The 15,124-nt window shown below is 64.3% G+C and carries 13 protein-coding genes and 1 pseudogene; all 14 read right to left on the bottom strand.

Annotation, left to right across the window (positions count from 1 at the left end; genetic code table 11):
* A partial coding sequence (smc, locus tag A2J03_RS15050) for a chromosome segregation protein SMC (protein WP_068375402.1) occupies positions 1–2,283 on the bottom strand: 2,283 nt, incomplete at its 3' end.
* A gap of 19 nt (positions 2,284–2,302) precedes the next feature.
* Positions 2,303–2,578, bottom strand: coding sequence for an acylphosphatase (locus A2J03_RS15045; protein WP_068375399.1), 276 nt, complete (start codon positions 2,576–2,578; stop codon positions 2,303–2,305).
* Complete coding sequence (locus A2J03_RS15040; protein ID WP_068375395.1) at positions 2,575–3,477, bottom strand: SMP-30/gluconolactonase/LRE family protein; 903 nt, start codon at positions 3,475–3,477, stop codon at positions 2,575–2,577. The genes A2J03_RS15045 and A2J03_RS15040 overlap by 4 nt, the downstream gene beginning before the upstream one ends.
* Before the next feature lies 1 nt (position 3,478).
* Positions 3,479–3,907: an OsmC family protein gene (locus A2J03_RS15035; protein WP_068375405.1), complete on the bottom strand. Its 429-nt coding sequence runs from the start codon at positions 3,905–3,907 to the stop codon at positions 3,479–3,481.
* Between the two features lie 38 nt (positions 3,908–3,945).
* Positions 3,946–4,812, bottom strand: coding sequence for a bifunctional DNA-formamidopyrimidine glycosylase/DNA-(apurinic or apyrimidinic site) lyase (gene mutM / locus A2J03_RS15030; protein WP_068375392.1), 867 nt, complete (start codon positions 4,810–4,812; stop codon positions 3,946–3,948).
* The gene (rnc, locus tag A2J03_RS15025) at positions 4,813–5,574 is read right to left on the bottom strand and encodes a ribonuclease III (RefSeq protein ID WP_068375389.1); all 762 of its coding nucleotides are present in this window, start codon (positions 5,572–5,574) and stop codon (positions 4,813–4,815) included.
* Positions 5,575–5,596: 22 nt separating this feature from the next.
* Positions 5,597–5,779 carry a 50S ribosomal protein L32 gene (gene rpmF, locus A2J03_RS30000; RefSeq protein WP_082897847.1) on the bottom strand — a complete coding sequence of 61 codons (183 nt, stop codon included), beginning with the start codon at positions 5,777–5,779 and terminating at the stop codon, positions 5,597–5,599.
* A 2-nt stretch (positions 5,780–5,781) separates the two neighbouring features.
* Positions 5,782–6,303 carry a YceD family protein gene (locus A2J03_RS15020; RefSeq protein ID WP_068375386.1) on the bottom strand — a complete coding sequence of 174 codons (522 nt, stop codon included), beginning with the start codon at positions 6,301–6,303 and terminating at the stop codon, positions 5,782–5,784.
* Between the two features lie 229 nt (positions 6,304–6,532).
* Entirely contained in the window at positions 6,533–7,300 is a 768-nt protein-coding gene (locus tag A2J03_RS15015) for a DivIVA domain-containing protein (protein WP_068375383.1), read from the bottom strand.
* 123 nt (positions 7,301–7,423) lie between these two features.
* Positions 7,424–7,912: a pantetheine-phosphate adenylyltransferase gene (gene coaD / locus A2J03_RS15010; protein ID WP_068375380.1), complete on the bottom strand. Its 489-nt coding sequence runs from the start codon at positions 7,910–7,912 to the stop codon at positions 7,424–7,426.
* Between the two features lie 29 nt (positions 7,913–7,941).
* The gene (gene rsmD / locus A2J03_RS15005; protein ID WP_068375376.1) at positions 7,942–8,496 is read right to left on the bottom strand and encodes a 16S rRNA (guanine(966)-N(2))-methyltransferase RsmD; all 555 of its coding nucleotides are present in this window, start codon (positions 8,494–8,496) and stop codon (positions 7,942–7,944) included.
* Between the two features lie 14 nt (positions 8,497–8,510).
* Positions 8,511–11,927, bottom strand: a complete 3,417-nt coding sequence (locus A2J03_RS15000; protein WP_068375373.1) for a pyruvate carboxylase — start codon at positions 11,925–11,927, stop codon at positions 8,511–8,513.
* A 114-nt stretch (positions 11,928–12,041) separates the two neighbouring features.
* Complete coding sequence (recG, locus tag A2J03_RS14995) at positions 12,042–14,309, bottom strand: ATP-dependent DNA helicase RecG (RefSeq protein ID WP_068375371.1); 2,268 nt, start codon at positions 14,307–14,309, stop codon at positions 12,042–12,044.
* Positions 14,310–14,372: 63 nt separating this feature from the next.
* Positions 14,373–15,124, bottom strand: a pseudogene (locus tag A2J03_RS14990) (DAK2 domain-containing protein); the annotation flags it as partial.

The raw sequence follows: 15,124 nt of genomic DNA, 5'->3' as shown, positions 1-15,124 counted from the left end.
ACGCTCTTCGAGCTCGGCAAGAGCGCCGAGGGCTTCCTCACGTCCGCTCTCCGCCTTCGCTCGCTGCTCGGTCAATCGAGTCGATTCGGCCTGGGCCGATCGCGCCAGCTGTCCGAGCCTGCCCAGCTGCTCGTACACCGCCGCCATGGCCGCATCGGACTCGTTGAGCGCAGCAAGCGCCTGTTCGGCGGACTCTCGACGATCGGACTGCTCCGCGAGCGCACCCGACAGCGCAGCTTCCAGTTCCGCCGATCGGCGTTCGGCCGCAGCAAGTTCCACAGCGGAGGTGTCGATCGCAGCCTGAACTTCCAGCGTGCTCGGTCGCCTGTCCGAGCCGCCGGACATCCAACCGGAATCGACGTAGTCCCCAGCAGTGGTCACCGCCCGAACCCCCTCGGCGGCGCGCGCGAGGGTACGCGCGTCGTCGAGCGAGGTGACGATCACGACGTCGCCGAGCAACGCTTCCATCGACGCCGCCAGCGAATCCGGGTATCGAACGACATCGATTGCCCACCGCGCACCCTCCGGAAGTGATACCGCGCGAGGAGGCGTCGCACCGGACCGTTGGACGTGCTCGCTGTCGAACACGATGGCCGCGCGTCCGCTGTCGGTCTCGTGCAGCACTCGCACTGCGTCCCGCGCTCGGTCGAAGGATTCGGCGTGAACCGCGTCGGCGACGGGTCCCATCGCGACCGCGACGGCCACGTCGTACCCCTCGTCGACGGTGATCCGCTCGGCAAGCAGTCCGGACACTCCGGATTGGCCTTGCTCGATCAGCCATCCTGCGCCGTCCTTGCGTTCGAGGCCCATGGTCAGTGCCTCGATACGTGCCTGGAACGACGCGACCCTCTTCCCCGCGATCCGATCTTCGTTCTGTAGTTCGGTCACACGCGCATCGGCACTGCGCAGGGCGGCAACCGCACGTTCGTAGTGGGTGTCCAGGCTCAGCTCGCTGGCATCGAGTCCGGAAATCTGGTCCTGGACGCTTTCGAACTCCGCTCGCGCAACGTCACCGCGCTCGCGCGCCTCGTCTATCGCTACCGAGAGCCTGGACACCTCCGCGTCGATGGATTCGGCTTTGGTTCGATAGGTGTCCACCTGACCGGACAACCGTGCGAAGCCTTCGCGACGGTCCGCAACTGCACGCACTGCGGCCATGTGAGCGCGCTCGGCTTCGGCTGCAGCTGCTTCTCGCTCGAACAACTGCTCCCGTGCGGCTTCGAGAGACTCCCGGGCGATCTCGACCGCTTCGACGAGTTCCATCTCCTCTTCGGCGACGCGTTCGGCCTGCTGTTCGAGCTCGTCCGGATCCTGGCCGCGTCCCCCCGTCGGCGCCGAGTCGAGGTGCCGGGCCCGTTCCTTCGCGATGCGGATGGTTGCGTTCACGCGTTCGGCGAGTGCGGACAAAGCGAACCACGTCTGGCCGGCAGCCTCGGCGCTCGGGGTCAGGCGTGCGACCGACTGCTCGAGCTCGCCAAGAGCGACGGTGCCTGCTTGGAGCGTGTCCGCAACCGCCGCATACTGCTCGCGCGCGGCAGCCTCGTCCTGGGTCTGGTTGGCGAACTCCTCTCGTCGTGTGACGAGATCGTCTGCGGCAAGACGCAATCGGGCGTCACGCAGATCCGCCTGAACTGTTTGTGCACGCCTGGCGACCTCGGCCTGCCTGCCGAGAGGTTTGAGCTGACGACGCAGCTCCGCGGTCAAGTCGCTGAGCCTCGCCAGGTTCGCCTGCATCGCATCGAGCTTGCGAACAGCCTTCTCTTTGCGTTTGCGGTGCTTGAGGACACCTGCGGCCTCCTCGATGAAGGCTCGGCGGTCCTCGGGACGCGATTCGAGAATGGCCGCAAGCCGCCCCTGCCCGACGATCACGTGCATCTCGCGGCCGATGCCCGAGTCGCTCAAGAGTTCTTGCACATCCATCAGGCGGCACGAGTTGCCGTTGATCTCGTACTCACCCGCGCCATCGCGGAACATCCGCCGCGTGATCGACACTTCGGTGTAGTCGATGGGGAGGGCGCCGTCGGAGTTGTCGATGGTCAGTGTGACCTCAGCCCGGCCGAGCGGCGCGCGCCCCGACGTCCCGGCGAAGATGACATCTTCCATCTTGCCGCCGCGAAGGGCCTTGGCGCCCTGCTCCCCCATGACCCACGTCAGCGCGTCGACGACGTTGGACTTTCCCGATCCGTTCGGCCCGACCACGCACGTGATTCCCGGCTCGAAACGCAGAGTCGTCGCCGAAGCAAAGGACTTGAAGCCCTTCAGCGTCAGACTCTTCAGATGCATGGCGGTCGAGCCTACCGTTCTAGCGCTCCACGAATCCGGACAGACCCCCTCGTGGCGGATCCCAACTCTCGACGACAACTGTGACCGTTCCTGGAGTCGACCGACCTCGTAGTCGAGACAGCAGCTGCTCGAGGCGATCTCGGGCGCCTTCGGCGACCCCCAGCACCCGACCGTCCGCATGGTTGGTCGCCGAGCCGACGAGTCCGAGTTCCAGCGCTTGCGATCGTGTCCACCAACGGAAGCCGACTCCTTGTACATGCCCATGCACCCAGGCGGTCAGGCGCGCGTCCGTCACGAGGGCGACACCTGTCGAACCGTGCCGTCGAAACTGGTGGCGAACAAGGACGCGGTGTCCCAGCCGGGTCCGCCGAAGCGGACGGAGGTGGTGAGCGGCATACCGGTGGCGATCACGCACGAGGAGCCATCCATCGGATCTATCCGAAGGATGCGACTCGCCAGATTCTGTGCCAGGTAGATCCGCCCGTCCGGTCCCACCGTCATGTCGTCCGAGGCGGTAACGGGGCCGAAACCGTCGACCGGGATCGTCCGAGCAGCACCACCGGGATCGCGCGAGTCCAACACTGTGATCCGGAGTTCGGGATCGAACGTGTTCGATATGTAGAGCATGTCCTCGTCGTTGGCGATCCCGTTGGCAGTACCGAGATCGGTGCGCACCACCGTCGGCTCGTGCGGCGCACCACTGGGCACGAGTGTGAGACCCGTCGAGGCCCCGAGGTTGCGGGTGGCGAAGAGGTCCCCGTCGGAGGATCGCGCGAGACCGTTGGGCATCACGAGTCCGCGTGCGTAGGTCGAACGAACACCCGACTCGAGATCCACCGTGTCCACGGTCCCGTCCGGGGTACCGAAAAGGCCTGCAGCCGTGCCGTTCCCAGTAGCAAAATAGAGCGTGCGGTCGTGTACGACCAACCCTCCCGGCGAGGACACGTCGGGCACAGCCACCGAACGGACGGCGTCCGGCGTCAACCGCTGGATGGTCCCCGGGCCGACGGGCGAGGTTTCCGAGAGATACATCGAGCCGTCGCCACCGAACGCAAGATTTTCCAGCATGCCGTATCCCGTCGCCACCGTGCTCACGGACCACGGTGCGCACACCGGAGCCGCGGACGCCGTGGGGGCACACAGCAGCATTCCTGCAGCCATCGAGCCGGCTGCGGCCGCGGCCCGGATTTTCATGTCAGGCGTCCACGTCTATGTCCAGAGTGACGGTCGTGCCCGCCTTCAGTGTGCGGCCGACGGTGCACACTTTGTCGATAGCTCGCTGGACCACCGTCAACAGCCGTTCCTGCGCTTCCGGATCCAGCTCACTGAGGTCCACCTTGAGAACTTCGTTCAGTTCCGGGTAGCGCTCGTTCTCACGGTCCGCGTGCCCGGATACTTCGACAGTGGCGTCGTAGCTGTCGCCCAAACGACGAGAGAGCGGCAGATCGGAACTCATTCCGGTGCATGCGGCGAGCGCGATCTTCAGGAGCTCACCCGGGGTGAATACGCCCTCCACCGACGCGGATCCGATCAACACCTCGGCGCCGCGTGAGCTCTTGCCGGTGTAGCGGCGGGTTCCGGTGCGTTCGACCCACAGCGATGTCGGGGTGCTTTCGTCAGCCATGAGAGCCGATTGTAGGGACCACTGCGACGGGAGCGGTATCAGGACCGAGTAATTCTCGGTCTCGGCTGGCACTTCGAGCAACTGAACGAGGATCTGTTCATGAACTTCTCCCGCCTGATCGGACTGCCGCAGCGCGAGCACGGCAATCCCTCCTGCCCGTAGGCGTCGAGCGAGCGATCGAAGTATCCGGACTCGCCGTTGACGTTGACGTACAACGCGTCGAACGACGTGCCACCCTGAGCCAGGGCCTCACCCATCACGGCATGCACCGCTGTCAACAATCGCCGCAGTGCCGGCCGAGTCAACGTCTCGGCGATCCGATTTCCGTGGATCTTCGCGCGCCACAGCGCTTCGTCGGCATAGATGTTTCCGACTCCGGACAGCACCGTCTGATCCAGAAGGGCTCGCTTGCTCTCGGTGTGCTTGCCGCGCAGCACCGTGACGACGGCCTCGGCATCGAACAGGGGGTCGACGGGATCGCGAGCGATGTGCGCCACCGGTTCCGGAACGATCGAACCGTCCACTTCCTCGAGCGGGGCAATCGCCCACCCACCGAAGGTCCGCTGATCGACGAATCTCAGATCTGCACCGATGTCCAACCGCGCTCGGATACGCAGATGTTTCTCGTCCGGCACCGACGGAGGCTGGACCAGCATCTGTCCGCTCATCCCGAGGTGAACCACGATAGCGACGTCGCGAGGCTCGAGAGGAAGCCACAAGTACTTCCCTCGACGCTCGGCAGAGGAAATTCGGCGTCCACGCAGTTGCCCGACCAGATCCGGGCCGCCCGCGAAGTGGCGCCGTACCGCTCGTGGATGCAGAACATCCACCGACTCGATGGTGGAACCGACGATATGGGATTCGAGTCCGCGTCGAACCACCTCGACCTCAGGCAGCTCAGGCATTCAGGCCGGGGCCTGTGGGTCGGCCGGGGACAACGTATTCCACGCTGTGCTCGCGGCCTTCTGCTCGGCTTCCTTCTTGTTCCGACCGATCCCGACGCCGAGTGCGCGGCCCCCGACAAGCACCGTGGCGGTGAATTCCTTGTCGTGGTCCGGCCCGGTGGACGTGATCTCGTACACGGGCACGCCCAGCGACTTCTCGGCGGTCAGTTCTTGAAGACTGGTCTTCCAATCGAGTCCTGCTCCGAGGCGCGGCGCACGATCGAGCAATTCGGCGAACAGCGTGAGTACGACGCGGCGCGCGGTGTCGATCCCATGCTCGAGATGTATCGCCCCCAGAAGGGACTCCATACCATCGGCAAGGATGCTCGGCTTGTCGCGTCCGCCCGTTTGTTCCTCGCCTTTTCCGAGCAACAGATGCCGACCGAGCCCGCCGTCACCGAGACTGCGGGCCACCTCGGCCAGGGCATGCATGTTCACGACACTGGCACGGATCTTGGCGAGCTCACCCTCCGACTTGGTCGGATGCGCCACGTAGAGGCGCTCGGTGATCGTCAGACCGAGAACCGAATCACCGAGAAATTCCAGTCGTTCGTTGGTGGGGAGACCGCCGCGCTCGTACGCATACGAGCGGTGCGTCAACGCCAACGTCAGCAGTGACTCGTCCAATACAACGCCAAGAGCGGCGAGGAGCGACTTTCGGTCGTCCCCGCCGCTGTCGACGTTCGAGCTCTTCTTTACGGCAGAACTGCCTTTGCTCGGCACAGTGTGTCCGCTCCTAGGGAGATCAGACAGCTGCTGCGACCTGGCGGCCCTTGTACGTGCCACACGACGGGCACACGATGTGCGGCATCGTCTTCTCGCCACAACCGCGGTTGGGGCACGTCACGAGGGTGGGTGCAGTGGTTTTCCACTGTGCACGACGCGACCTCGTGTTGGAACGCGACATTTTACGCTTCGGGACAGCCACTTCTACTTCTCCTCGGCTTCGTTGTTCACAAGTTTGTTGCTCGGTTCTGTTCCCACGCCAAATTTGGCTGCAAGACCAGCCCAGCGAGGATCCAGTATGTCATGACTGTGCTCGGATCCAGCAATCGCCAGGCGAACGCCACATTCGGAGCACAATCCTTCGCAGTCTTCGCGGCACAGCGGATTCAGCGGAAGCTCCAATCCGACAGAATCCACGACGACTGGTTCGAGGTCGATCTGATCGTCGAGGATGCGACGAATCTCGTCCTCGTCGGTCGTCTCTTCGGTAACACTGTTGGGGTAGGCGAACAGTTCGGTCAGGTAGACATCCACCGAACCCGTCACCGGTTCCAGGCACCGGGTGCACTCGCCCGCCGTGGCAGCTCGAACCGTGCCGGTCACCAGCACGCCCTCCGACACGGATTCGAGCCTGAGATCGAGTTCCACAGGAGAACCCGCCTCGATCGCGATCGCGTCGAGTCCGATCCGCGCGGGCGCAGTGACCGTGCGCTGTATCTGCTTCATCGACCCCGGCCTGCGGCCGAGACTGTCGATATCCAGAACGAAACCCGTACCCGGTTGGGGGCGGGGGGTACTACGACGGCTAGACACAGCGGTTCTCTCTACTCGATTACGTTCGTGGTGTTGCGTTGGTGGTGTTGCGTGCGATGTGACGGATTCGCAACAGGCAATGGGCAACCACCCAACGATACGCATTCACGCATGTATTGAGCAAATTGTCGCGGTGGGGCTCCTAGCGACGCGGCCGTCGGAAGTCGTCCCCCTGGTCCGACCCGTAGTCAGGGACTCCCGACCCGGTACGCAGCTGCTGTCGTCCCCGACCCACCGACCTGATCGTGCCGGTAAGGAATTCCTCGAACTCTGCGAGCTTGGTATCGACGTACACGTCGCATTCGCTGCGCATCCGGTCGGATTCGGCGTGCGCTCCGTCGATGACTCGCGCCGACTCGGCGTGCGCGGCCTGCACCACCTCGGTTTGCGCGACCAGCCGAGCCTGTTCCTCGACGCCGTCGGCGACCGAACGGTCGTACGACGCCTGACCTGCCTCGATCATGCGATCGGCCTCGGATCGAGCTCTCGTGGTCAACGCGTCGTACTCCTGCTGACCCTGCTCGACCGTGCGTTCCGCCGAGTCGGTCGCATCATCGACGAGTTGCTCCGCGTGAGCCTTCGCCTCGGCGACCATGCGGTCGGCCTGGGCCTTGGCGTCGGCAAGGATGCGATCGGCGGAATCGCGCGCGTTCTCGACGGTGTCCTGCGCCTCGTTATTGGCAGTGGTGACAGTCTTCTCGGCTGTGGCTCGGGCATCACCGACCAACTTGTCCCTGTGGTCGAGTACGTCCTGAGCGTCGTCGAGTTCGCCCGGAATTGAATCTCGGACGTCGTCGAGAAGTTCCAGCACATCACCACGGGGGACGACGCAGCCCGCCGTCATCGGGACACCGCGCGCCTCCTCGACAATGGCGACGAGCTCGTCGAGTGCCTCGAATACGCGGTACACCGGTAACCCCAATCGTGTTGGCTGCTGAAGAACTTGTTCTGCGGGCTGGATCCTGTGCTCGTCAGTTTGCCTGGTGATCGCCGTGTGCGTGCGGCACCGACCCGGTGTGTCGCAGGTTGGAACCTATTCGGCCTTGCGTTCGGCGATCCGAGTGAGAAGCCGCGAGTACACGCAGTCGGGAACCATGTCCTCCACGTCGCCCCCGAATGTCGCCACTTCCTTCACGAGCGAGCTGGAGAGAAAACTCCACCTAGGATTCGCCGGTATGAAGAGGGTGTCGACTCCGGAGAGCTTCTGATTCATCTGAGCCATCTGGAGTTCGTAGTCGAAGTCGTTGGCGCCGCGCAGACCCTTCACGATGGCCGTGTATCCCTCTTGCTTGGCGTAGTCGACCAACAGACCGTGCCAGGAGGAGATACGAACGTTCTCGAGATGGGCCGTTGCCTCACCGATCATGGCGATGCGCTCGTCCACGCTGAAGAGCCCACGCTTGCTCTTGTTGATCATGACCGTGACGATGACCTCGTCGAACTGCGCTGCAGCTCTGGTGATGACGTCGAGGTGACCCTTGGTCACCGGGTCGAAGGATCCAGGGCACACTGCTCCAGTCATGCCAGCACGGTATCACCGGCAACCGGCCGCTAGCTTTTCACCGCGATCTCGATACGAGTTTCCCCGTACTTCTTGACCTTGTCGGGCGCGAGACCGTCCGGCCACGACGTCTGCGGCGAACGTGACGATCGCTCCAGCACCACGATTGCATCCGGCGCGAGCCAACCTCCCGACACCAGCGCGGAAAGCATATGCGCCACAGCATCTTCGGTGACAGCGTAGGGCGGATCCGCCAATACCAGGTCGTAGGCCGCGTCCGCACGTCCCGCGAGCACCGACGCGACCGGAGCGCACCGAACAGCCGCGCCGACAAGGCCGACAGCCGCAGCATTCTCACGAACCACCGACGCTGCCCGCGCGTCCGACTCCACCAACACTACCGACGCCGCACCGCGCGAAAGAGCTTCCAGGCCAAGCGCTCCTGAACCCGCGAACAAGTCGAGAACTGCCACGCCCTCGAAGTCCATGCGAGCCTGCAACGAGCTGAACAGTGCCTCGCGGACGCGTTCCGACGTGGGACGCGTACCGCGAGGCGGCACCTTCAGCTTCCTGCCCCCTGCGATGCCAGCGACGATCCGAGTCATCTACAGGACACTACTCATTCGGCAGATGCGTCCTCGCCCGACGATCCACTTCCGATCACCACGAGCAGGTCCCCACCTTCGACCTGCTGGACGGCGCCGATCGCGAGGCGAGCGACGGTACCACCCTTCGGTGCGGTGATCGCAGCCTCCATCTTCATCGCTTCGATCGTTGCGACGACGTCACCGACTGCGACCTTGTCCCCCTCGGCGACCGACAGGGTCACCACACCGGCGAACGGAGCAGGCACGTGGCCGGAGTTCGAACGGTCGGCCTTCTCCACAGTCGGCGCTTCGCTCGCGATGGATCGATCGCGCACCGACACCGGGCGAAGCTGCCCGTTCAGAATGCACATCACCGTCCGCATACCTCGCTCATCGGCGTCGGAGATCGCCTCCAGACCGATCAACAGCTCGACACCCTTCTCGAGCTGCACCCGATGCTCGTCGCCTTGGCGCAAACCGTAGAAGAACTGATTTGCCGACAACCGCGAGGTGTCACCGTACTTTTCGCGGTGCGCTGCCAGTTCGGCGGTCGGACCGGGAAAGAGCAACCGGTTCAGCGTGTCTCGGCGCTGAGCGGACGTTCCATCGAGTGCCTTCTCGTCCTCGGCAGCGAGTGGTGTCTCCGGTTTTGCCGCGCCGCGACCCTGCAAGGCCTTCGTCCGCAACGGCTCGGGCCAGCCACCTGCTGGCGTCCCGAGTTCTCCGCGCAGGAAGCCGATCACCGAATCCGGGATATCGAACTTGCTCGGGTTCTCCGCGAACTCCTCAGCAGAGGCCCCCGCACCGACGAGTGCGAGCGCCAGATCCCCGACGACCTTCGAGCTCGGCGTCACCTTGACCAACCTGCCCAGCATCCGGTCGGCGGCGGCATAGTTCGCTTCCACCGTTTCGAATCGGTCGCCGAGACCGAGAGCGATCGCCTGCTGTCGTAGATTGGACAACTGCCCACCGGGAATCTCATGCGTGTACACGCGTCCGGTCGGCGACGGCAATCCGGACTCGAACGGCGCGTACACCTTTCGCAGCGCCTCCCAGTACGGTTCCAGGTCGCATACCGCCTGTAGATCCAGTCCGGTGTCACGATCGGTGTGCGCGGCCGCAGCGACGATCGCGGACAGTGCGGGCTGACTCGTCGTACCCGCCATCGACGCGCTCGCACCGTCGACTGCGTCGGCACCTGCCTCCCACGCCGCGAGATACGTCGCCAACTGCCCGCCGGGGGTGTCATGGGTGTGCACGTGCACCGGCAGGTCGAAGTTACTGCGCAGCGCGGTCACCAACGTTCGAGCTGCCGGCGCCCGCAGAAGTCCCGCCATGTCCTTGATCGCCAGCACGTGAGCACCTGCATCGACGATCTGCTCGGCGAGCTTCAAGTAGTAGTCCAGGGTGTACAGCGTCTCGTTCGGATTGGACAGGTCCCCGGTGTAGCTGATCGCGACTTCTGCTATCGCACTGCCGGTTTCACGCACCGCATCGATCGCCGGACGCATCTGGTCGACGTTGTTCAGCGCGTCGAAAATCCGGAAGATGTCGATACCGGTGTCGGTCGCCTCCGCAACGAACGAGCGGGTCACCTTTTCCGGGTACGGCGTGTACCCCACGGTGTTCCGCCCACGCAGCAGCATCTGCAGCGCGATGTTCGGTACGGCCTCGCGCAGCGCGGCCAGCCGCTCCCACGGATCCTCGTGCAGGAAGCGCAGCGCCACATCGTAGGTCGCGCCTCCCCACGCCTCGATCGACAGCAGCTCGGGAGTCGTGCGCGCGACGTACGGCGCCACCATCAACAGACCCGAGGTGCGCACGCGTGTCGCCAGCAGCGACTGGTGGGCATCACGAAATGTCGTGTCGGTGACACCGAGCGCCTTGCGGTTCCGCAGGTCCCGAGCGAACCCGTCGGGGCCCAGTGCCAGCAAACGCTGGCGACTACCGTCGGGAATCGGCGCCGAGAAATCCACCTCGGGGAGCTTGTCCTGCGGGTACACCGGGGATGGGCGGTCACCGTGCGGCTTGTTGACCGTCACGTCCGCGAGGTAGGTCAAGATCTTCGTACCGCGGTCTCCAGAGCTGCGGGAGGTCAGCAACTCCGGGCGCTCCTCGATGAACGAGGTGGTCACCCGCCCCTCGGTGAAATCCGGATCTACGAGAACGGCCTGCAGGAACGGGATGTTGGTCGCCACTCCTCGGATGCGAAACTCGGCGACCGCTCGTCGGGCCCGCGCGATAGCTGTATCGAAATCCCTTCCGCGACAAGTCAATTTGACCAGCATCGAGTCGAAGTAGGCGCCGACCTCGGCGCCGAGGGTGGTGCCACCGTCGAGACGGACGCCTGCTCCACCTGGGGTGCGATAGGCAGTGATGCGGCCGGTGTCGGGCCGGAATCCGTTGGCCGGGTCCTCGGTGGTGATACGGCACTGCAATGCCGCACCGCGCAGCACGATGTTGTCCTGACTGAGTCCGAGATCGGCGAGGGTCTCCCCCGAGGCGATCCGTAGCTGCGACTGGACCAGGTCGACATCGGTGACCTCCTCGGTCACCGTGTGCTCCACCTGAATTCGTGGATTCATCTCGATGAAGACGTGGTTGCCGCGAGTGTCGAGCAGGAATTCGACGGTGCCGGCGCACGAGTATCCGATTTCCTTGGCGAATGCCACGGCGTCCGCGCACATCCGCTGCCGAAGCTCCTCGGGAAGATTGGGGGCAGGCGCCAGTTCGATGACCTTCTGGTGCCGCCGCTGCAGCGAGCAGTCACGCTCGAACAGGTGCACCACGTTGCCCTGCCCATCGGCCAGAATTTGAACCTCGATGTGGCGCGGATCGATGACCGCCTGCTCGAGGAATACCGTCGGGTCACCGAAGGCGGACTCGGCCTCACGTGCGGCTGCTTCGATCGACTCACGGAGCGTCGATGGCTCGGCCACCCGGCGCATTCCGCGGCCGCCACCACCTGCAACGGCCTTGACGAAGAGTGGGAATGTCATCGACTCCGATGCCGCCACCAGCTCCTCGACATCACTCGACGGTTCCGAGGACGCAAGAACGGGCAGTCCGGCGCGCTTCGCCGCAGCGATCGCACGAGCCTTGTTGCCGGTCAGCTCGAGCACGTCGGCCGAAGGTCCCACGAACGTGATCCCGGCCTCGGCGCACGCCGACGCGAGATCGGGATTCTCGGACAAAAATCCGTATCCCGGGTATATGGCATCGGCGCCCGAGCGCTGGGCGGCCGCAACGATCTCCTTCACCGAGAGATAGGCGCGAACGGGATGACCCTTCTCGCCTATCTCGTACGCCTCGTCGGCCTTCGTCCGGTGGACCGAATTGCGATCCTCGAACGGGAAGACGGCCACGGTGGCGGCACCCAACTCGTACGACGCGCGGAAAGCACGGATAGCGATCTCACCGCGATTGGCAACCAACACTTTGGAGAACATTCGCTTAACCTACCGCCGACCGATACCTCGGATGTGAACTCTGTCTCGAGATGTGGGACAGAATGATCAGTTTTTTGCTTCTGGAACGGTGCAGTGGACGGATACCGAGGGAACTCAGGACTTGTCGAGGTAGTCCGCACGGTCCGATCTCCACGCGGACTTCATCATCGACACGATCCCTGGATGATCCACCATCTCCGGATCGGCGTCGAACAGACTCCTGGCGCATGCGTGCGCGTCGGCGATCACGTCTTCGTCGTCGATGAGCGACAGGAGCCGCATACTACTGACGGTTCCGGACTGCGCGGCACCGAGAACGTCGCCTTCCCGCCTGGTCTGGAGGTCGAGTTTCGCCAGTTCGAATCCATCGTTGGTAGCCGCCACCGACTCGAGCCGAGCGAACGTAGGGCCCATCGAACCGAGCTGGCTGATCATGATGCACAGCCCTTGATGCCCGCCTCTGCCGATTCGACCGCGAAGCTGGTGGAGTTGGCTGATACCGAATCGATCCGCATCGACTATGACCATCACCGTGGCGTTCGGAACATCGACGCCGACCTCGACGACCGTCGTGCAGACGAGCACGTCGATTTCGCCGGCGTTGAATTCCTGCATGGCCGCGTCCTTGTCGTCCGGATGCATGCGCCCGTGCAACAGACCTACCCTCAGATCTGCGAGCGGGCCGGAGCTCAGCATCTCGAACATGTCCAGTGCCGATTTCGTCTCGGGAAGGACATTGTCGTCGTGCATGGCATTTCGGGTCCGAGGCTTCTTCTCGGCCTCGTCGCCGCCGATGCGCGAGCACACGACGTACGCCTGGCGCCCCTGCGACACCTCTTCCTTGATGCGCGCCCACGCGCGATCGACCCACGCAGGTTTGTCCTTCGACGACACCACATTGCTGATGATCGGGGCCCGTCCGCGCGGCAGTTCGTCGAGTGTGGAGGTTTCCAGGTCACCGAGCGACGCCATCGCGATGGTTCGGGGGATCGGGGTTGCGGTCATGACGAGCAGGTGCGGGTTCGAACCTTCCCGTGCCTTCGACCTCAGCGCATCGCGTTGCTCGACACCGAACCTGTGCTGCTCGTCGACGACGACCATCGCAAGGTCCATGAACTCGACGCGATCCTGGATGAGGGCATGGGTACCGATCACGATGCCGGCGTCGCCGGTGACCGTGTCCAGAAGAGCCTTCTTCTTCGCCGCAGTTCCCATCGAACCGGTCAGCAACGTCACCTTGATCGCCAGTTCGTCCGCACCGAGCTCGCCTGCACCCGCGAGTGTGCCCAGCATCATCGAGATCGAGCGCGCGTGCTGCGCCGCGAGGACCTCTGTGGGCGCCAACAGTGCGCACTGATGACCTGCGTCGATCACCTGCAGCATCGCCCGGAGCGCCACGATCGTCTTTCCGGAACCGACCTCACCCTGCAGTAGGCGAGACATCGGGTGATCGCGTGCCAGATCGTTCGAGATTTCCTCGGCTACCCGCTGCTGTCCTGCGGTGAGCGTGAACGGAAGACGGTGCTCGAACTGGGCCGCCACGCCGTCGGCGACAGGTGGGCACGGCGGCGCGGCACGAGTGGACACGTCGCGGCGCCTCGCGGCGAGCACCAACTGAACGGCGAGGGCCTCGTCGAATTTCAGACGCGCTCGTGCTTTCTCCTTCTCCTCGACGGAATCGGGAAAATGTATCCAGTGCAGAGCAGTGTCCAGGGACACCAGGTCACGCTCGCCGAGGATGTCGCCCGGCACCGGGTCCTCGACGGTGTCGAGTTCGTCGAGAATCTGCCGAACCGCACGCATGAACGTCCAGCTCTCCACCTCCTTCGACGCCGCATACAACGGAACGAACCGACGGTCGAACACCGACATGTCGACGCTGCCTGTTGCATCCACCGCCCCGCGCGCCACCCCTGCCAGTGCCCCACCACCGACGATTCTGCCCTGCGGGACAACGGCTCCGTCCTCGTCGTCTCCGCCAAGGATGACGTAACCGGGGTGCGTCAGATTCCACCGTCGACCGAAGTACTTGACCTTGCCCGAGAACATTCCCTTTCGGCCGGGCACGAGCACATGTTTGAGTTTGTGAGGGCTGAAGAAGGTCGCGTCGATCTGCTGGCCGTCGGCGGCGAGCGTGACCGCGAGGAATTGTCCTTTTCGGGCCTTCATGTCGCGCACTTTCGCAGCCGTGATGGTCGCGACGATGGTGATGTGCTCCCCTTCGGGCGGTTCTTTTTCAGTCAGTTCCGCGCCCTGCGTCATGTATCGATGCGGGTAGTACCGCAAGAGATCCTCGACGGTCAGCAGCTCGAACAGCTCCGCCAAAGGTTCCGCGACCTTCTTGCCCAGGACAACGTCGAGTCGATCCGATAAGCCGACCATCGTGTTGCTCGCCCTGTCCTTCCACTACTACCGCCCGCTACTACCGCCCACTACTGATGCAGGTCATTCGACGCCGAGCTGCACCACGTCTCCGGGCTGTCCGCCTGCATAGACGACCACTTCGATACCAGGATGACGATCCGCGACGTAGACCGACAGTCCTTCGACAACGTCCGCCGGATCGGGATGTCCGGCCACCGGCTCGCCGTGCAGCATCGTCACCATCTCACCACCCACCGACAACAATTGATCCAGCAGGGCGCGGCCGGCCGCGAGCACGTCCTGACCGATCACCACTACCTCACGGCCCGCCAGACCGAGGCCGTTGCCAGGCTCGCACATTCCCACCCACGTGAGGGATATCTCGTTCGCGATCCGCAGCGATGCCCAGCGCGTGCCCGCCGCGGCCTCGGACATCGCGAAGGCGTCGTCCACCGCGGCCCGCGACGGGTCGTGTACGGCGAGCGCCGCCAAACCCTGAACCATCGACGAGGAGGGAAGCATGAGAACGTCCTTGCCCGCGGTGCGCGAGGCGATGGACACCGAGACCAGCTCCTGAGCGGAGAGCGCACCGTTGGGAAGGACGAGCACCTCCGAGTGTTCGGAGCGCAGGATGGCATCGCACAGCTCTGCCGTGCCGATCCTTCTCGTGTCGCACCGAAGTACAGCGGCACCCTCGCCCACATAGAGTTGCTCGGCGCCGTCGCCTGCGACGACGGCAAGAATGTCTCTCCCGTGAACGTCGTTGCTTTCCGTCGTAGACAGCCCGTCCACGCAGCCCACCGTGCTCAGCGCGTCGATGCGAATGTCGTGCA

This window comes from Rhodococcus sp. EPR-157 (assembly GCF_001647195.1).
In the GTDB taxonomy this organism is placed as follows: Bacteria; Actinomycetota; Actinomycetes; order Mycobacteriales; family Mycobacteriaceae; genus Rhodococcoides.
This window is presented reverse-complemented; position numbering and strand designations above follow the sequence as displayed.

Coding starts and splice junctions, on each gene's coding strand:
- rsmD (WP_068375376.1), bottom strand. CDS start 8,496: ATGACTCGGATCGTCGCTGGCATCGCAGGGGGCAGGAAGCTGAAGGTG.
- A2J03_RS15035 (WP_068375405.1), bottom strand. CDS start 3,907: ATGGCTGACGAAAGCACCCCGACATCGCTGTGGGTCGAACGCACCGGA.
- recG (WP_068375371.1), bottom strand. CDS start 14,309: ATGGTCGGCTTATCGGATCGACTCGACGTTGTCCTGGGCAAGAAGGTC.
- A2J03_RS15020 (WP_068375386.1), bottom strand. CDS start 6,303: ATGAAGCAGATACAGCGCACGGTCACTGCGCCCGCGCGGATCGGACTC.
- A2J03_RS15000 (WP_068375373.1), bottom strand. CDS start 11,927: ATGTTCTCCAAAGTGTTGGTTGCCAATCGCGGTGAGATCGCTATCCGT.
- mutM (WP_068375392.1), bottom strand. CDS start 4,812: ATGCCTGAGCTGCCTGAGGTCGAGGTGGTTCGACGCGGACTCGAATCC.
- coaD (WP_068375380.1), bottom strand. CDS start 7,912: ATGACTGGAGCAGTGTGCCCTGGATCCTTCGACCCGGTGACCAAGGGT.
- A2J03_RS15040 (WP_068375395.1), bottom strand. CDS start 3,477: ATGAAAATCCGGGCCGCGGCCGCAGCCGGCTCGATGGCTGCAGGAATG.